At 71.9% G+C, this 18,645-nt stretch carries 12 protein-coding genes; 7 read left to right on the top strand and 5 right to left on the bottom strand.

Annotation, left to right across the window (positions count from 1 at the left end):
- The first annotated feature begins 44 nt into the window (after positions 1-44).
- Positions 45-782, top strand: coding sequence for a helix-turn-helix transcriptional regulator (locus AB0K12_RS22595; RefSeq protein WP_364564315.1), 738 nt, complete (start codon positions 45-47; stop codon positions 780-782).
- Positions 783-841: 59 nt separating this feature from the next.
- Positions 842-1,297, top strand: coding sequence for a Cys-tRNA(Pro) deacylase (gene ybaK, locus AB0K12_RS22590; RefSeq protein ID WP_364564996.1), 456 nt, complete (start codon positions 842-844; stop codon positions 1,295-1,297).
- A 12-nt stretch (positions 1,298-1,309) separates the two neighbouring features.
- Here ybaK and AB0K12_RS22585 read toward each other — a convergent pair whose 3' ends face one another.
- Positions 1,310-3,916 (bottom strand): transglycosylase domain-containing protein, encoded by a 2,607-nt coding sequence (locus AB0K12_RS22585; RefSeq protein WP_364564311.1) that lies wholly within the window; start codon positions 3,914-3,916, stop codon positions 1,310-1,312.
- Between the two features lie 52 nt (positions 3,917-3,968).
- Positions 3,969-5,279, bottom strand: a complete 1,311-nt coding sequence (gene murA / locus AB0K12_RS22580; RefSeq protein ID WP_364564308.1) for a UDP-N-acetylglucosamine 1-carboxyvinyltransferase — start codon at positions 5,277-5,279, stop codon at positions 3,969-3,971.
- A 63-nt stretch (positions 5,280-5,342) separates the two neighbouring features.
- Between murA and AB0K12_RS22575 the strand changes: the two genes are divergently transcribed.
- On the top strand, positions 5,343-5,897 hold the full coding sequence (locus AB0K12_RS22575) for a hypothetical protein (protein ID WP_364564306.1): 555 nt from the start codon (positions 5,343-5,345) through the stop codon (positions 5,895-5,897).
- On the opposite strand, the gene AB0K12_RS22570 is transcribed toward AB0K12_RS22575, so the two are convergent.
- Together AB0K12_RS22570 and dnaE are read right to left on the bottom strand one after the other, a co-directional pair.
- Complete coding sequence (locus tag AB0K12_RS22570) at positions 5,894-7,276, bottom strand: amidase (RefSeq protein ID WP_364564303.1); 1,383 nt, start codon at positions 7,274-7,276, stop codon at positions 5,894-5,896. The two genes, AB0K12_RS22575 and AB0K12_RS22570, sit on opposite strands and share 4 nt — an antisense overlap.
- A 58-nt stretch (positions 7,277-7,334) precedes the next feature.
- Entirely contained in the window at positions 7,335-10,862 is a 3,528-nt protein-coding gene (gene dnaE, locus AB0K12_RS22565) for a DNA polymerase III subunit alpha (RefSeq protein WP_364564301.1), read from the bottom strand.
- A gap of 159 nt (positions 10,863-11,021) precedes the next feature.
- Between dnaE and AB0K12_RS22560 the strand changes: the two genes are divergently transcribed.
- Together AB0K12_RS22560 and AB0K12_RS22555 are read left to right on the top strand one after the other, a co-directional pair.
- Positions 11,022-12,374 (top strand): amino acid permease, encoded by a 1,353-nt coding sequence (locus AB0K12_RS22560; RefSeq protein WP_364564299.1) that lies wholly within the window; start codon positions 11,022-11,024, stop codon positions 12,372-12,374.
- An 81-nt stretch (positions 12,375-12,455) separates the two neighbouring features.
- Positions 12,456-13,517 carry an SGNH/GDSL hydrolase family protein gene (locus AB0K12_RS22555; RefSeq protein WP_364564297.1) on the top strand — a complete coding sequence of 354 codons (1,062 nt, stop codon included), beginning with the start codon at positions 12,456-12,458 and terminating at the stop codon, positions 13,515-13,517.
- 110 nt (positions 13,518-13,627) lie between these two features.
- Here the strand turns inward: AB0K12_RS22555 and AB0K12_RS22550 are convergent, their stop codons facing one another.
- Entirely contained in the window at positions 13,628-14,515 is an 888-nt protein-coding gene (locus AB0K12_RS22550; RefSeq protein ID WP_364564294.1) for a chorismate mutase, read from the bottom strand.
- 287 nt (positions 14,516-14,802) lie between these two features.
- On the opposite strand from AB0K12_RS22550, the gene AB0K12_RS22545 reads away from it, so the two are divergent.
- Both AB0K12_RS22545 and AB0K12_RS22540 read left to right on the top strand, forming a co-directional pair.
- Positions 14,803-16,755 carry a protein kinase gene (locus AB0K12_RS22545; RefSeq protein ID WP_364564291.1) on the top strand — a complete coding sequence of 651 codons (1,953 nt, stop codon included), beginning with the start codon at positions 14,803-14,805 and terminating at the stop codon, positions 16,753-16,755.
- 10 nt (positions 16,756-16,765) lie between these two features.
- Positions 16,766-18,625 carry a protein kinase gene (locus AB0K12_RS22540; RefSeq protein ID WP_364564288.1) on the top strand — a complete coding sequence of 620 codons (1,860 nt, stop codon included), beginning with the start codon at positions 16,766-16,768 and terminating at the stop codon, positions 18,623-18,625.
- The last annotated feature ends 20 nt before the right edge of the window (positions 18,626-18,645 follow it).

The following is an 18,645-nucleotide window of genomic DNA, read 5'->3' as shown; positions in this document are numbered from 1 at the left end:
TTCCTGCGGACGACGCTGGCACGCTTCCGATAAAATGCCAAATCATGTCGGAAATCCGCCACCTGCCCGAGGCTCCCACCGGACGCCGTCCCCTGACCTCGGGCGGCGGCATCGACGCCCACCGGCACGACACCCACCAGATCGTGTACGCCTGCCGCGGCGTCCTGTCCGTCACCACCGACGCCGGCACCTGGGTCGCCCCCGCCAACCGGGCCATCTGGGTGCCCGCGGGCACCGTGCACGAGCATCGCGCCCACGGCGACACCGACCTGCGCCTCGTCGGCCTCACCGGCGACCCGCTGCGCCTGGCCAGGCCCGCCGTGCTCGCCGTCGGGCCCCTCCTCCGCGAGCTGATCATCGCCTACACCGGCGAGCCGCCCGCGCCCGAGCCCGAGCGCGGCCGGCTCCTCGCCGTCCTCCTCGACCGGCTCCGGCGCGCCCCCGAGCAGCCCCTGCACCTGCCCACCGCCCGCGACCCCCGGCTGGCCGCCGTCTGCGCCGCCCTGCACCGCGACCCCGCCGACACCAGCACCCTCGCCAGGCTCGCCGCCCGCGCCGGCACCAGCGAGCGCACGCTCGCCCGCCTGTGCCGGGCCGAGCTCGGCATGAGCTTTCCGCAATGGCGCACCCAGCTCCGGCTGCACCACGCGCTCCTGCTGCTGGCCGACGGGGTGCCGGTGACGGTGGTCGCGCACCGGTGCGGGTGGGCGTCGGCGAGCGCGTTCATCGACGTGTTCAGGAAGGCGTTCGGGTACACCCCCGGCCGGGCCTTTACAATGTAGATTCGCTACACTGGGGTGTCGTGAGCAAACCCAAAGGTAAGGGCGGCACTCCGGCCACCATGGCGCTGACCAGGGCCAAGGCCGAGTTCACGCTCCACCCCTACGACCACGACCCCGACGCGCAGGCCTACGGCGAGGAGGCCGCCGACGCGCTCGGCGTCCCCTACGAGCGGATCTTCAAGACGCTGGTCGCCGAGGTCGAGGGCGGGCTGGCCGTGGCCGTCGTGCCCGTCGCCGGCAAGCTCGACCTCAAGGCGCTGGCCGGCGCGCTCGGCGGCAAGCGGGCCGCGATGGCCGAGGCCGCCAAGGTCGAGCGCGTCACGGGTTACGTCGTCGGCGGCATCAGTCCGCTGGGCCAGCGCAAACAGCTCCCCACGGTGGTCGACTCCTCAGCCCTCGACTTCGAGACGATCTACTTCTCCGCCGGCAAACGCGGCCTCCAGATCGAGACCGCCCCCGCCAACCTCATCACCCTCACCCGCGCCGTGACGGCCCCCATCGGCAGAGCCGCCTAGGGTGAGAGCACGTCACCCGGGCCGATGACCCTGCGGCGGCCCGCCGTTCCCTCCGGGACGATCACGCCCTGGATGAGCGCCGCCCTGACCGTCGGGACGCGACCGTCCAGACGGCTGTGAACGACCTGAGCCCTCCTCCGACCCCTGCGGCTGAACGCGACCGACGGAGCCGTCCTGCCGGGCCGGCTGGGGACGGGCGGGCTGGGGACGGGCAGGCTGGGGACGGGCAGGCTGCGAGCGGGCGGGCTGGGAGCGGGCCGGAGGGCGCGCGGGAGCCGGGGCCTGCGCCCTCTCAGGGGCCTGCGGCCTTTCTGGAGCCGGTGCGCTGCCGGGAGCCGGCGCCCTTCCGGGAGAGACCTGTTGTGGGGTGTGGGTGGCCGGGCGGTGGCGGTCGCGTGGGGGCCAGTCGAAGGTGAGCTCCGTGCGGCCCTGCCTTGGGGAGATCACTTCGTCCCGGCCCATCAGCCACTCGAACAGGCGGCGGTGGCGGCGCAGGAACGGGTGGGTGCGGCGCTTCCTGCGTTCCTCGTCGGCCAGGGCCTGCTCCAGGCCCGGCGTGTGGCCGCCGCCGAAGCGGGACATGTCGGGTTTGGGGAAGCCGCGCGGCTCCGTACGGCGCAATGCCCGGCGCATCGACTCCACCCAGATCGGCCCCGGCAGCGACGCCCCCTGCACCGCCCCATAGTGCCGGTCACCGATCTGCACGCCCCGCAGCGGGAACTTGTACGACCCCCTGATGTCCCCCACGCTGACCGCCGCCGCCAGGTCGGGCGTGTGCCCGGCGAACCACGCGGAGGTGTAGCCGTTGTTGGTGCCGGTCTTGCCCGCGGCCGGCCGCCCGATGCTCTGCCCCTGCATGGTGCCCTTGTCGAAGACGCCGGTCAGCACGTGGTTGACGGCGTCGGCGACGCGCTGCTCGATGGCCTGCTCGCAGGAGGGCGGCACGTGCGTACGCCGCCCGTCCCTGCCGGTGATCTCCACGATGGCGAGCGGCCGGCAGTAGAGCCCGCGCGCCGCGAAGGCCGCGAACGAGGCCGCCACCGTCACGGGGTCCATCTCGTTGATGCCGAGCGTGAACGTCGGCACCTCCCGCAGCGGCGCCCCGTCGGCCCTGACGACGCCGAGCTTCTTCGCGGTCTTGACGACGTTGCAGAGCCCGACCTTGCGCTCCAGCATCATGTAGAAGATGTTGACCGACTTCCAGGTGCCGGTCTCGATGCTGTGCGGCCCGCCGTCGCCCTCGCCGCTGGCGTTGGTGATGCGCGTGTCGGGGTCGTTGACGGAGCGGCCGTCACAGTTCCGGTAACCCTGGGACGGCGACAAGGCGCCGGGCGTCTGGAAGCCGTCGCCGAAGCGCCAGCCCTGCTGCAAGGCGGTGGCCAGGGTGAACACCTTGAACGTCGAGCCCGCCTGGAAGCCCTGCCCGCCCCCGTGGGCGACGTCGGCCGGCAGGTTGAAGGTGGTCCTGGGGCCGTTCTTGCGGTCGCCCGGGTTGCGGCCGAAGCGCTTGCTCGCGGCCATCGCCCTGATGCGGCCGGTCCCCGGCTCGACCATGGCCTCGGCGGCCACCTCGGTGTCCTCGGGCGAGACGTGCCGGCGGATGGCCTGCTCGGCGGCGCGCTGGGCGACGGGGTCGAGGCTGGTCCTGACCACCATGCCGCCCTTGGCCATGCGGCGGCGCCGCTCGGCGGCGGTGTTGCCGAAGACGGGGTTGGTGAGCAGCTCCTGCTGGACGTACAGGCAGTAGAAGGGGTACTCGGACTGGGCGCAGCCGCCTGGCTCGGGCCGCAGCCGCAGCCCGAGCGGCGAGCTCTTGGCCTGCGCCGCCTCCTGCTGGCTGATCAGCTTGAGCCCCGCCATGCGGTCGAGCACGAGGTCGCGCCGCCCCTTGAGCCGCTCGCGGTGCGCGCTCCCGAGCGAGGGATCGGTCGAGTACGGCATGCGCACCGCCCCCGCCAGCGTGGCCGCCTGGGTGAGCGTGAGCCGGGCGGCGGAGGTGGAGAAGAACCGCCTGGCCGCCGCCTGCACGCCGTGGGCGCCCGCCCCGAAGTAGGCGATGTTGAGATAGCGCTCCAGGATCTCGTCCTTGCGGTACTTGCGCTCCAGCGCGAGCGCCAGCCGCAGCTCGTTGATCTTGCGGGCCAGGTTGGGCGCGCGGGCCTTGTCGCGCTCGGCGTCGGTGCGCGCGCTCTCCACCAAGATGTTCTTGACGAGCTGCTGGGTCAGGGACGAGCCGCCCTGCCGGATGCCGCCCGCCTGGGTGTTGGTCAGCAGCGCTCGCAGCGTGCCCCTGACGTCGAGGCCGCCGTGCTCGTAGAAGCGGGCGTCCTCGATCGCCACGATCGCCTGGCGCATCACGGGCGCGACGGCGCCGAGCCGCACGGTCGTCCTGTTGGCCTCGTAGAACTGCGCGAACGGCCGGCCGTTCCTGTCGAGCAGCCTGGTCACCTGGGCGAGCTGCTCCTCGCGCGGAGCGGGCGGCAGGTCCACGAAGGTGTTGACGGCGTTCTTCGCGGCGAGGCCGCCCCCGCTCACCACCGGGACGGCCAGCGCGGCCGCCAGCAGCCCGCCCAGCGCCCCCGCCAGCCCGAGAGCCCCGATGGATCTGAGTACGCTCACGTCAGATGTGTACGACGTCCCGATCAGCGGCAAACGCCCGGCTGCGAGCTCTTTACCGTTGCCTGCGGATGTTCAGACCGAGGGACGCGAACTGCTCGAACGGCCGGTGGTAGCCGCGTTCGATGTGGTGCACGCCGCGCAGCGTGGAGGGCCCGTCGGCGACGGCGGCGGCCAGCACGGCCGAGAAGCCGGCCCTGATGTCGGGCAGCGTCACGTCGGCGCCCCTCAGCTTGGACACGCCGCGCACGACCGCAGAGTGGCGGGCGTTGGTGTCGTGGTAGCGGCAGGCCGGGCCGCCGAGGCACTGGTCGAACACCTCGATCTCGCAGCCCATCTTCTGCAGCGCGGGCACGTACACCAGGCGGTTCTCGAAGACCGTCTCGTGCAGCACGGACATGCCCTGGCTCTGGGTGAACAGCACCATGAGCGGCGTCTGCCAGTCGGTCATGAAGCCGGGGTGGGTGTCGGTCTGCACGGCCGCCGAGCGCAGGCCCTCGGGGGGCGCGGTGGCGCACAGGTACTCGTCGTTGATGTCGAACCTGGCGCCCATCCTGGCCAGCGTGGTGATGGCGGTGACGAGGCGATCCTGGGGGCAGCCGTGCACGCGTACCTCGCCCTGGGTGATCAGCCCCGCCGCGAGGTAGGAGAACGCCTCGATGCGGTCGCCATTAAGCCAGGTGGAGGCGCCGCGCAGGCGTTCGACGCCCTCGATGACGATCCTGCGGTCGGGCGACAGCTCGATCCGCGCCCCCATCCGCTGCAGGAACAGCGCCAGCTCCACCACCTCCGGCTCGGTGGCGGCGTTCTTCAGCACGGTCTTGCCGTCGGCCAGCACCGCCGACATCAGCACGGTCTCGGTGGCGCCCACGCTCGGGTACGGCAGCTCGATGCGGGTGCCGTGCAGCCGGCCCGCCTTGGCGTAGATGCCGGCGTCCTGCACCTCCACTTCGGCGCCCATGGCGCGCAGCGCGTCCACGTGGAAGTTGACCGGCCGCCGCCCGATGGGGTCGCCGCCGACCAGCGGCACGAACGCCTCACCCGCCAGGTGCAGCAGGGGGCCGAGCATGAGGATGGGGATGCGGTTCAGGCCGGTGAACGCGTCGGGCACCCGGGGCTCGATCGCCGCGCCCCGCTCGATCCTGATCTCCGTACGGGAGATCTCGACGTCGATGCCCAGGGCGCGCAGCATGGCGGCGGTGATCTCGACCTCGCCGACCTCGGGGGCGTTGTGGATGCTGCTCTCGCCGTCGCCGAGCATGGCGGCGACCATGTGCTTGGACACGCCGTTCTTGGAACCGCGTACTTCGACGTCACCCCGGAGCGGGCCGGAGGGTTCTATCTGCCAGACCTCTTCTGCAATCACGAAGTGAGCCTAACCGGGAGATACCATCAAGCTGATTCGGACGTACATGTGAGGGGGAGTCGCGTGGCGAGGGAAGTACGCGCATTTGCGGTAACTGTCCTCACTCTCGCCACTCTCGGAGCCGCCGCCGGCCTGCTCTGGTCAGGGCTGACGCCCCGGGCCCCCTACCAGGTCGTCGGGCAGGGCGAGCCGGTGCTCGCGGACCCCACCACGCAGGCGCTGATCGCGGCCGACGGCTGGTTCGCGGTGATCACCGGCGGGCTCGGGCTGGTGTGCGGCGGCGTCGCCTGGTTCATCGCACGGCGGTGGATGCTGCCGGTGCTGCTCGGGCTCTGCGCGGGCGGGGTGCTTGCGGCGTTCTTGACGCTCTGGATCGGGTCCTCGGTGACGATCGGGGCGGTCACGGTGGAGGCCGCCGTGGCGGCGAACGCCGCGCCCGGGGTGTCGATCGTCCCCGGCGCGCTGGAGCTGACCGCCAAGGGCGTGCTGGTGTGCTGGCCGCTGCTCGCCGTGGGGTTCTTCGCGCTGCTCGAAGGTATGCACGGCTACCGCGAGTCGCCGCTGCGGCAGCCGTACGGGATCGAGCCCGGCGGCCCGCACACCGGCGTCTGGCGCTAGAGCGCGGGCCGCCGCCTGGCGTGGCCCGTGGCGAGCTCGAACGCGCGCGCCACCCGCAGCACCCTGGCGTCCTCGAACGGCCGCCCGATGATCTGCACGCCCACCGGCAGCCCCTCGGGGGTGAACCCGGCGGGCACCGACGCGGCCGGCGCGTGCAGCACGCTGACCCAGTACGCCGAGCGCATCCACGACAGGTAGTCGGGCAGCTTGTGACCGTTGATCTCGCTGACGTGCGGATGCTCGACGGGGAACGGCGGCACCTGGCTGACCGGCGCGATCAGCACGTCGTAGGTGTCGAAGAAGGCGGCCATGCGCTGGTAGAGGCGGCTGCGCGCGATCTCGGCCCTGGCCAGGTCGGCGCCGGTGACCTTGCGGCCCTGCTCGACGTTCCAGGCGGTGTTGGGGCCGAGGCCGCTCTTGTCGCCGTGGGCCAGCAGGTAGAACCAGGCGCGGTAGGTCCTGAACGCGTCGTCGGCGCCCTCCAGGTCGAGCTCGACCTGCTCGACGCGGGCGCCGAGCCCCTCGAACACGGCGGGCGCGGTCGCGGTGACCGCCGCCGTGCGCGGATCGACCGGCAGCCCGCCCAGGTCGGGGCTCCACGCCACCCGCAGCCCGGCCACGCCCTGCTCCGGCTCGGGCGCGAACACCTCCTTGATCGCGTACGGCGAGCGCCGGTCGAACCCGGCGACCGCCCCGAGCATGAGCGTCACGTCCTCGACCGTGCGCGCCATCGGCCCCGGCACCGACAGCGTGTACCAGGCGGCCGTGTCGGACGGCGCGGGCACGCGCCCCGGCGTCGGCCGCAGCCCGACGACGTTGCAGAACGAGGCCGGGTTGCGCAGGGAGCCGCCCATGTCGGAGCCGTCGGCCAGCGCGACCATGCCGGTGGCCAGCGCGACCGCCGCTCCCCCGCTGCTGCCTCCGGCGGACTTCGACAGGTCGTAGGGGTTCCTGGTGGCGCCGAACACCTCGTTGACCGTGTGGGAGCCGGTGCCGAACTCGGGGGTGTTGGTCTTGCCCACGGTGATCGCGCCGGCCGCGCGCAGGCGGCGCACCATCACATCGTCCTGCTCCGGCACGTGCTCGGCGAACAGCGGCGAGCCGTACGTCGTGCGGATGCCGGCGGTGTCGTGCAGGTCCTTGTGCGCGACCGGCACCCCGTGCAGCGGCCCGGTGGGCTCGCCGGCCGCGAGTGCCCGGTCGGCCGCCCCGGCGGCTTCGAGCGCGTGGCCGGCGGCGAGGGTGACGACGGCGTTGACGGCGGGGTTGACCTCGTCGATGCGGTCGAGATGGGCGCGCAGGACCTCCACGGCGCTCACCTGCCTGGTCTTGATCAGTCGGGCCAGCTCGGTCGCGGTCAGGTAGTGCAGTTCGCTCACGTTGTGATCCTCTCCCACGCGTGGCGGGCGGGCGACGGCGAGGGTTGCCGAAGGCCGCTCACGCGTTGAGGCAGGCCGGGCCGAGGAGCTGTTTAAGGTCGCCCATGAGCGCCGGCGACGGCGTGACCCGCAGCCGGTCGTCCACCCGCAGCACCGTCGTCCTGGGCCCGTTGCGCACCTGGAGGTGCACCTCGGACGTGCCGGGGTGGGTGGTGAGTATCTCCTTCAGCCGGCCCACGACGGGCGGCGTGCAGCGCGTCAGCGGCAGGCTGACCAGCACGGGACCGCCCGCCTCCTGGGTGAGGTCGGGCGCGGTCACCTCCATGGCGATGATCTTGGCGACGTCCTCCCGCTTGTCGATGCGGCCCTTGACGAACACGATCGCGTCCTCGGCCAGGATCGTCGAGCACAGCTGATAGGCCGACGGGAAGATCATCACCTCGATCGAGCCCGCGAGGTCCTCCAGCTGGGTCAGCACCCAGGTGTCGCCCTTCTTGGTGATCTTGCGCTGCACCCCGCTGAGGATGCCGCCCACGGTCACCACCTGCCCGTCGGGGCGGCTGTCGTCCTGCACGGCCGCGATCGAGCAGTCGGCCCCCGCCGCCAGGACGTGCTCGACGCCGAACAGCGGGTGGTCGGAGACGTAGAGGCCGAGCATCTCCCGCTCGAACTGCAGCAGCGTGGTCTTGTCCCACTCCCCCGGCGGGATCTGCACGTCGAACGTCTGATCCTCGCCCCCTTCGAGCGCCCCGAACAGCGAGTCCTGACCGATGGCCTCGTTCTTCTTGATGTCGATGATCGCGTCGACGGCCTGCTCGTGCACCATGACCAGGCCCTTGCGCCGATGCCCGAGCGAGTCGAACGCGCCCGCCTTGACCAGCGACTCGATCACCCGCTTGTTGCACACCACGGCGGGCACCTTGCGCAGGAAGTCGGAGAAGCCGGTGTAGCGGCCCTTGCTCCTGCGGGCGGCGATGATGCCGTCGACCACGTTCGCGCCGACGTTGCGGATGGCCGACAGGCCGAAGCGGATGCCGGTGCCGCGCGGCGTGAAGTCGAAGTCGGAGTCGTTGACGTCGGGCGGCAGGACCGTGATGCCCATGCGGCGGCACTCGTTGAGATAGAGGGCCGACTTGTCCTTGTCGTCCTTGACCGAGGTCAGCAGCGCCGCCATGTAGGCCGCCGGGTGGTTGGCCTTGAGGTAGGCCGTCCAGTAGGCGATGAGGCCGTAGGCGGCCGTGTGTGCCTTGTTGAAGGCGTAGTCGGAGAACGGCAGCAGGATGTCCCACAGCGCCTTGACGGCCCCGTCGGAGAAGCCGTTGTCCTTCATGCCCCGCTCGAAGGAGGCGTACTGCTTGTCGAGCTCCGCTTTCTTCTTCTTGCCCATCGCGCGGCGCAGCAGGTCGGCGGCGCCCAGGGAGTAGCCGGCCACCCGCTGGGCGATGGCCATGACCTGCTCCTGGTAGATGATCAGGCCGTAGGTCGTGTCGAGGATGTCCTCGAGCGGCTTCTCCAGCTCGGGGTGGATGGGCGTGATCTCCTGCTGGCCGTTCTTGCGCAGCGCGTAGTTGGTGTGGGAGTTGGCGCCCATCGGGCCGGGGCGGTAGAGGGCGAGCGCGGCGGAGATGTCCTCGAAGTTGTCGGGACGCATGAGGCGCAGCAGCGAGCGCATGCCGCCGCCGTCGAGCTGGAAGACGCCCAGCGTGTCGCCCTTGGCCAGCAGCTCGTAGCTCTTGCGGTCATCCAGCGGCAGCGCCGGCAGGTCGACCTTCTCGCCCGTCGTGGACTCGATCAGCTTGAGGCAGTCGTCCATGATGGTGAGGTTGCGCAGGCCCAGGAAGTCCATCTTGAGCAGGCCGAGCGTCTCACACGTCGGATAGTCGAACTGCGTGATGATCGCGCCGTCGGAGTCGCGGCGCATGATCGGGATGTGGTCGGTCAGCACCTCGCGCGACATGATCACGCCGGCCGCGTGCACGCCGGTCTGCCTGATCAGGCCCTCGAGGCCCCTGCCGAGGTCCATCGTGGCCTTGACGTCGGGGTCCTCGTCGTAGAGGCGGCGCAGCTCGCCCGCCTCGGCGTAGCGCGGGTGATCGGGGTCGAAGATGCCGGCCAGCGGGATGTCCTTGCCCATGACGGCGGGCGGGAACGCCTTGGAGACCCGGTCGCCGAGCGCGTAGGGGTAGCCCAGCACGCGCCCCGCGTCCTTGATGGCGGCCTTGGCCTTGATGGTGCCGAACGTGGCGATCATGGCCACCTTGTCGGCGCCCCACCGCTCGGTGACGTAGCGGATCACGTCACCCCGCCGGCGTTCGTCGAAGTCGATGTCGACGTCGGGCATCGACACGCGTTCGGGGTTGAGGAACCGCTCGAAGATCAGGCCGTGCGGGATCGGGTCGAGGTCGGTGATGCCCATCGCGTACGCCACCAGCGACCCCGCCGCCGAGCCGCGCCCGGGCCCGACCGGGATGCCCTGCTGCTTGGCCCACATGATGAAGTCGGCCACCACGAGGAAGTAGCTCGGGAAGCCCATCTGCTCGATGATGCCGATCTCATATTCGGCCTGCCTGCGGTGCTGCTCGTCGTAGCCCTCCGGCCAGCGGCGGGCCATGCCCTCCCAGACGGTCTTGCGGAAGAACTCGCTCTCGGTCATGCCGTCGGGGACGGGGAACGTCGGCATGAGGTTCTTGTGCTCGAAGAACCCGCTCGGATCGACCTTCTCGGCCACCAGCAGCGTGTTGCGGCAGCCCTCCGCCCACAGCTCGGAGGAGTCGACCGCGCGCATCTCGCCGGCGCTCTTGAGGTAGTAGCCGGTGCCGTCGAAGCGGAAGCGGTCGGGGTCGGACAGCTGCCTGCCGGTCTGGATGCAGAGCAGCGCGTCGTGGGAGGCGGCGTCGGACTCGTGGGTGTAGTGGGAGTCGTTGGTGACCAGCGGCGGGATGCCGAGCCGTCTGCTGATGCGGGTCAGGCCGTCGCGGACGCGGCGCTCGATGTCGAGGCCGTGGTCCATGATCTCCAGGAAGAAGTTGTCCTTGCCGAAGATGTCCTGATATTTCGCGGCGGCCTTGAGCGCCTCGTCGTCCTGGCCGAGCCGCAGCCTGGTCTGCACCTCGCCCGAGGGACAGCCGGTGGTGGCCATGAGGCCCTCGGCGTGCTCGGCGATCAGCTCGGCGTCCATGCGGGGCCACTTGCGCACGAAGCCCTCGGTGTAGGCGCGCGAGGACAGCCGCATGAGATTGTGCAGGCCGGTCTTGTCGCGGGCCCAGATCGTCATGTGGGTGTAGTGGCCGCCCGCCGAGACGTCGTCCTTGCGCTGGTGCGGCTCGCCCCACAGCACCGGCCGCTTGGTGTGGCGCGACTCGGGCGCCACATAGGCCTCGATGCCGATGACCGGCTTGACCCCGGCCGCCGTGGCCTGCTTGTAGAAGTCGTAGGCGCCGTGCATGTTGCCGTGGTCGGTGATGGCGATCGCCGGCATGCCCAGCTCGCCGGCCAGCTCGAACATCTGCTTGAGCCGCGCCGCTCCGTCCAGCATCGAGTATTCGGTGTGGACGTGCAGGTGAACGAACGAGTCACTGGACGACATGTAACCGCGCCTCCCAGTCGCTGAACGGACGTGCGGATCCGACTTTAATCCGCGCCACCGACAGGTCCTGCGGCCTCAGGAACGGCGTGCCGGGGGCCACCCGCACCCGCCGCACCCGATACCCTCGGAAGTCACCTTGAGTAGCCGAGGAGTGACACCGTGCGCACGGAGACGGACGAGGGATACCGAAAGGCGCTGGGTAACCGGCAGGTCCAGATGATCGCCATCGGCGGGGCGATCGGCGTCGGCCTGTTCCTGGGCGCGGGCGGCCGCCTGGCCGCCGCAGGGCCCGGGCTCGTGCTCTCCTACACCGCCGCCGGGCTGGCCGCCTTCTTCGTCATGCGGGCCCTCGGCGAGCTGGTGCTCTACCGCCCGGTCTCGGGCTCCTTCGTCGAGTACGCCGGCGAGTTCATCGGCCCGTGGGCCGCGTTCGCCAGCGGCTGGATGTACTGGATCAACTGGGCCTTCACCGGCATCGCCGAGCTGACGGCGATCGCCGCGTACATCCACTACTGGGCGCCCGCCTGGCCGCAGTGGCTGACGGCGCTGATCGCGCTCGGCATCGTCATGACCGTCAACCTGCTGTCGGTGCGGTTGTTCGGCGAGCTGGAGTTCTGGTTCGCGATGCTCAAGGTGCTGGCCATCACGACCTTCCTGGTCGTGGGGCTGGTGCTGGTGGTGTTCGCGGTGGGCGACGCGGGGCCGCACAACCTGGTCGCGCACGGCGGGTTCTTCCCGACCGGGTTCCCGCTGGTGCTGATGAGCCTGCAGTCGGTCGTGTTCGCGTACGCCTCGATCGAGCTGGTCGGCATCGCCGCCGGTGAGACGGCCAGGCCGCACGAGATCATGCCCCGCGCGATCAACGGCGTCGTGTGGCGCATCGCGATCTTCTACGTCGGCTCGGTCGCGCTGCTCTGCATGGTCCTGCCGTGGACCGCCTACAGCGCGGGCACCTCACCCTTCGTGACCGTCTTCGCCGGCCTCGGCGTGCCCTGGGCGGCCGACGCGATGAACCTCGTCGTGATCACCGCCGCCCTGTCGTCCTGCAACTCCGGCCTGTACGCCACCGGCCGCATCCTGCGCTCGATGGCCATGAAGCAGGAGGCGCCGGGCTTCACCGGCGTGCTCAGCTCCCGCCACGTGCCGATGGGCGGCATCCTGTTCACCGCGTCGATGCTGCTGGCCGGCGTGGCGCTGTTCTACTTCCTGCCCGAGCGGGCCTTCAACATCGCCACCGCCTGCGCCTCGCTCGGCGTCATCACCACGTGGGGCGTGCTGGTGTGGTGCCAGATCCGCCTGCGCCGCTCCGGCCACCGCTCCACCTTCCCGATGCCCGGCTCCCCCTACACCAACTGGCTGACGCTCGGGTTCCTCGCGCTGGTGGTGCTGCTGATGCCGTTCGCCGACGAAGACCAGCTCGTCGCCTTCTTCCTCATCCCGGTGCTCGCCGTCGGCATCGCCTTCGGCTGGCGGATGGTACGCCGCCGTCGCGACGCCGTACCCAGGGCCTGACCCGCCCGGCCATACCCGGCCCGGTGATCGGCTGGGTAGTCTCGATGGCGCAGTCGTGAGGAGTCGCCGCTCGGGGAGGTCGTGCTGGACGAGGCTGGACGCGGCACCAGGGGGTCGCTCATCAGGGCCGGAGCGGCGGTCGCGATCGGCGTGGCGCTCGCACTGGCCTGCCTGCCCCTGGGGGTCTATCCGAAGCTCTCCTGCGCGGTGCTCGACGCGGGCTGCCCGCCCGGCTCACCCGCGGGCGAGCTGCCTCGGGTGACCCGCCTGACCGCATTACAGGCCGCCCAGAGCGGCGCCTACGTGGCGCTGGGCGACTCCTACTCCTCCGGCGAGGGGGTCTACGACCTCGACAGGCAGCCGGTCAACGAGGGCGCCGACCGCTGCCACCGGGCCACCGGCTCGTACGTGCCGCTCGTCGCCGAGACCTACCGCTTCGGCGGCGGCACCGCCTTCTACGCCTGCAGCGGCGCCACCACCCGCCAGCTCCTCGCCGGGCAGCACGGCCAGCCGCCCCAGATCAGCCGGGTCGGGCCGGGCGCCAGCCTGGTCACGCTCAGCATCGGCGGCAACGACGCCGGCTTCAGCAAGGTGCTGACCGGGTGCATCGTGAAGCTGCCGTGGTCGTCGGCCTGCGTCGACCAGGAGACCGCGGTCAACCGGCGCATCGACGAGCTGCGTACGAGCGTGCTGCGGGTGCTCAGGGAGCTGCGCGTGCGGGCCCCGCAGGCGCGGGTGATCGTCCTCGGCTACCCGCGGCCGTTCCCCCAGGACCCGGTGGCCACCGTCGACAACCTGAGCGCGGCCGACCAGCGGTGGCTCAACGGCGTGACGCGGCGGCTCAACGACACGGTCGGGTCCGTGGTGAAGGACTTCGACCGGACGATCGCCGCGTTCGGCGCCCCCGGCAGCGCCGAGTACGTCGACGCCTACGAGGCGTTCAGCGGGCACGAGGTCGGGCAGCCCGCGCCGTACCTGAACGGGCTCGCCATGGAGGTGGGCGAGCTGCGCGTCAACGCCCGCAGCTACCACCCGACCGGCGACGGCTACCGCCGCTTCGCCGAACTGATCATCAAACAGATCGCCGACGGCCCCGGCCGCCCACTGAACAACCTCCAGCTCTCCCAGCCCACCCCCGGCTGACCCGCCAGGGTCACCGTGGCAGTCGGAGGGCAGTCGGAGGGCGGTCAGGGGGCGGCGCGGCGCGCGGCCCCCTGCGGCGGACGGGCCCCGTCAGAGGGCGTCAGCGCGGGTCAGGGGGTGGTGCGGCGCTCCGCGAGGCGCAGGCCGGCCTCGATGACGGCGTTCATGATCGGGGTGAGGCCGGGTTCGCCGAGTGACGGGGCGCGCTTGGCCATTCTGGCGACCAGGGCGCGTTCGCGGTCCATGTCGCGTCCTGCGAAGCCGCCCACCGGCTTGATGCGCTGCACGATGCCCGCCAGCTCCACCCGGCGTTCGAGCAGCGTGGCCAGGGCGGCGTCCACCCGGTCGATCGCGGCGCGGCACTCGGGCAGCGTGGCGGGCGACTCGGGGCGCAGCAGCCCGCCGGTGACGGTGACGGCCTCCTCCGCGAGCGCGCGGCCCTCGGGGCCGGCCACCAGCCCGTCCGCCCCGGCGGCGACGGCCGCGGCGGCGAGCTCCGGGCCGCCGGTGACGTCCACGAGCACGGGACGCTCTGACGCGGCCCGCGCCGCGCGTACGAGACCCAGATCGGGCCGCCCGCCCTCGCACAGGATCACCCGCCCGTCGCCCTCGACGGCGCAGTAGTCGGCCAGCCCCAGCCACTCCTCGAGCGACGCTCCCGGCCGCCGCTCCACGACGACCGGCAGCCCCGTCCCGGCCGCCGCCCGGACGAGGGGGATGTCCCGCGTCCACGACGCCCCCACGACGACCGCATCGGCATGCGCGGCGATCGCCGGCAGGTCCGCCGCGGTGTCCGGCTCAACGAGCGTGACCCCCTGCGCGAGCCCGGCGGACCGCCCGTCAGGCGCCGCAGCGGGCGGACCCGGGGGCAGTGCCGAGGTCGCCTCGTGGGCTGGTCGTCCGCGCAGGCTGACGCGGGTGGCGATGATCGCGGGGCGCCCTTCACCCACCGGCAGGCCGCCCAGCGTGATCGCCTGCCGCTCCAAAGTCGATGACATCCCGACTCCTCATTCGGCCGGCCCCTGGAGCCGGCGGGGGAACGAAAAAAGGCAGAGACGATGGTCTCTGCCTCGTGCCGACTCCAGGTGGTCGCTAGCTGACGACCGGCTCTCCCGGAGCCGGCTCGGTAAACGCGTAGCGACGACAAGTCATATCTGAACCTTACACCCCGGCCTCCACCTGCTGGGCGGCGCTTCTCACAGGACGGACTGGCCTTCGAGCGAGTCGCCGATGATCCCTGCCTATGGGAGTATTTCTTGGCCTAGAGGAGGGTTTGAGGCCGTTGATGTCGGATCGCAAGCAGGAGGGACGCCGCATCGCCGGCCGCTACCAGCTGCAGGAACCCATCGGCAGGGGCGGGATGGGCATCGTCTGGCGTGCCTACGACGAGCTCTTGGACCGCACGGTGGCGGTCAAGGAGGTCAGGTACGCCGCCGCCCTCGGCGAGGAGGTGCAGCTGCTGAACCGGCGCACGATGCGCGAGGCGAGGGCGGCGGCGAGGTTCGAGCATCCCAACGTGATCGTCGTGCACGACGTGATCGAGGAGGACGACCGGCCCTGGATCGTCATGCAGCTGGTCCAGTCGCGCTCGCTGGGCGCGGTGATCAAGCAGGACGGTCCCCTGCCGCCCAAGCGGGTGGCGGAGATCGGGCTGGCCGTGCTCGACGCTCTGCACCGCGCCCACGAGGCGGGGGTGCTGCATCGGGACGTCAAGCCCGAGAACGTGTTGCTGGCCGACGACGGCAGGGTGGTGCTGACCGACTTCGGCATCGCCACGCTGGAGACCGAGACGCAGCTCACGGTGACGGGCCTGGCGGGCACGCCGGCGTTCATCGCGCCCGAGCGGCTCAAGGGCCTGCCCGCGCGGCGCGAGTCGGACCTGTGGTCGCTGGGCGCCACCCTCTACACGGCGGTCGAGGGCCGCTCGCCGCACGAGCGCGGCATGGCGCTGGCGACCATGCACGCCGTGCTGACGGACGAGCCCGACCCCGCCCCGCACGCGGGGCCGCTGACCGACGTGATCATGGGGTTGCTGGTCAAGGAGCCGGTGCAGCGGCTGACGTACGAGGAGACGCAGCGCATGCTGCGCGCGGCCATCGCGGGCTTCTCGCAGCCGAGCGCGCCGCCCACCGCCCAGTTCCCCGCGGCGCAGTTCCCGCCCGAGCAGGAACTGCGGGTGCCGGAGCCGGCCAAGCGTCCTGCCCAGAGCCAGGCCCAGAGTCAGGCGCAGGGCCCGCGGCAGGGCTCGGGGCAGCAGCCTCCGAAGCCGAAGCGTCCTGGCCCCGCCAAGGCACGGCGGCCGTACGCGCCGGTGGAGGACGACACCCCCACCGACCCGAACCTCGCGAGCGCCCGCTCGCAGGCCGCGCCCGCCGCTGAGAACGTTCCCGAGACCGGCGTGCGCCTGTCCCAGGCGCCGACCGCAGAGCCGCGGCAACCGCCGTCGGGGCCGACCGGCGAGTCCACGTTGAACGCGTCGAAGGGCGAGCCGCGGCGCATGATCACGGTCGTCGCGGCGGCCGTGGCCGTGCTGCTGGTCGCGGGCGTGGGCGGCTATCTCGGCCTGCGTTCCGCGCCCGAGGACTCGGATGGCGAGGGCGCCCAGGCGGCGGTCGCCAGCACCGTCCCGACCGGGCCCAGCGCGTCCGCTCCGCAGACTCCTCCGGCGTCCGCGACTGCCACCCCCTCTGATGATGAGGAGGAGGAGCCGTCCCCGGCCCAGTCCCCGAGCCCCACGGCCGAGCCCGAGGAACCCAAGGAGACCAAGGAGACCAAGCCCGCGCTGCCGTCCGGCTGGAAGATGCACACGGACAAGAAGCTCGGATTCTCCATCGGCCTGCCCAAGGGCTGGGACGAGTGGCAGCGTTCGGGGATCGTCGGCAGCGGCGTCGAGTACAAGGGCCCCGGCGGGGCGCCCAACGCGCACGTCCGCATCGAGCGGGCCTCCAAGCTGGGCAAGGACCCGCTGAAGGGCTGGAAGAAGCTGGAGTCGCGGCTGAAGAACCGCTTCGGCGGCTACCAGAAGCTCAGCATCAAGGAGGTCGAGTACGGCAAGGCGGCGGCCGACTGGGACTTCATCTGGCCCACGCAGACGGGCAAGTCCCGCATCCGCTACCGGGGGTTCATCGCCGAGGACGGCAAGGCGTACGCGATCTACTGGCACACCCTGAACAGCCACTGGAAGGACGACCTCCGCTTCTTCGAAGGCTTCTGCGCGACGTTCTCGCCGAAGAAGTAGGCTGCGCGGCGTGCACGTCAGCAATCGTTACCGCCTCGTCGAGCCCATCGGCGAGGGCGGCATGGGGGTGGTCTGGCGGGCCTACGACGAGTTGCTCGACCGTACGGTCGCGATCAAGGAGGTCCGCTACACCGGGGTCGGCGACGCCAAGCGGGCCGAGCTCAACCGCCGCACCATCCGCGAGGCCAGAGCGGCCGGGCGGCTCGACCATCCGTCGGTGGTCGTCATCCACGACGTCGTCGAGGAGGACGGCCGGCCGTGGATCGTCATGCAGCTCGTCCGCTCCCGCTCGCTGGCCAGGGTGATCTCCGAGGACGGGCCCCTGCGTCCCGCGCAGGCCGCGGTGATCGGCGGCCGGGTGCTCGACGCGCTGCGGGCCGCCCACGCGACCGGCGTGCTGCACCGCGACGTCAAGCCCGAGAACGTGCTGCTCGCCGACGACGGGCGGGTGGTCCTCACCGACTTCGGCATCGCCTCCATGGAGGCCGAGGCCGGGCTGACCGCGACGGGCGGGCTGGTCGGCACGCCCGCGTACATGCCGCCCGAGCGGCTCAACGGCGAGCCCGCGCGGCCCGAGTCCGACCTGTGGTCGCTGGGCGCGACGCTGTACACGGCCGTCGAGGGGCGGCCGCCGTTCAAGCGCGACTCGTGGGCGGCGACCGTGGCGGCGGTGCTGCGCGACGACCCCGAGCCGCCGGCGCGGGCCGGGGCGCTCGGGCCGATCGTCATGGGGCTGCTGCGGCGCGAGCCGGGCGCGCGGCTGCCAGCCGCCGAGGCCGCCCGCCTCCTGTACGACCTCGCCGCCACCGCCCCACCCCGCCCCGCGACCACCACGGACGCCCCATGGCACGCCACCCCACCCGCCGACGGCTCCGGGCACACCACGCCACCGCCCCACGCCTCCTGGCAGCCCACGCCACCTCCCGACGGCTCCCTCTGGCACGGCACGCCTTCTCCCGAAGGTGTCGGGCACGCAAGGCCGCCTTCTGCGGGCTCCGGAGGGGCCACGCCTGAGCCGTCCTGGGCCGCCGCACCAGCGCACGCCTCCTGGCAGGGGACACCGCCGGGCGGCGGGTCCTACCCGGGTGGGCAGCCGACCGGGGATGGGCGGCCCGCCGGGCAGGGCCAGGCGACGATGGACCGGCCGCGGGGCGGGCGGCGCAAGACGTTGTGGGTGGGCCTGCCCGCGGCGGTGCTCGTCGTGGCGGTGCTGGGCGCCGGAGGCGTGCTGCTGTCCGATCGCTGGACGGGCACGACCGCCGCGCAGAGCCCCTCACCCACGGCGGACACCCCGACGGGCGAGCCCACGACGGGACCGCAGGAACCGACGCAGGAACCGACGGAGGAACCATCGGAGGAGCCGTCCGAGGAGCTAACGGACGACCCGGCGGAGGAGCCCAGAGACGAGCCTGAGATCCCGGAAGGCTGGCGGCCCTACCGGAACGCGGACGGCCGCTTCCAGCTCGCCGTGCCCGCCGAGTGGCAGGTGAAGAAGACCGACGGCCGCGACAGCGTGTCGGTCACCGGTCCGGGCACTCCCGGCAAGCTGCTGGTGGAGTGGACGGTCCCCGACATCACCTGGACGGACCCGGAACGGCACTGGATCCTCCTGGAGGCGGAGATCAAGAAGAAGGGCGAGTTCCAGAGATACCGGCGGATCGGCATCAAGTCCACCGAGTTCCTGGGCCGCCCGGCCGCCGACTGGGAGTTCACCAGGGTCCGCGACGGCGTGACGATCCACGTGCTCAACCGCGGCCTGCGCACCGCCGACGGCCGCCCGTTCGCCGTCTACTGGGAGACCACGCACGCGCGCTGGGCCCAGGACCGCCACTACTTCTACGACTTCCTCGAGACGTTCCGGCCCCTGTGAGTAGGACGCGTAAGTAGGAC

Origin of the sequence: Nonomuraea sp. NPDC049419 (assembly GCF_040676995.1) — a bacterium.
GTDB lineage: Bacteria > Actinomycetota > Actinomycetes > Streptosporangiales > Streptosporangiaceae > Nonomuraea > Nonomuraea salmonea.
Note: the sequence above shows the minus strand (reverse complement) of the source record. Positions and strands in the feature narration are given on the sequence as shown.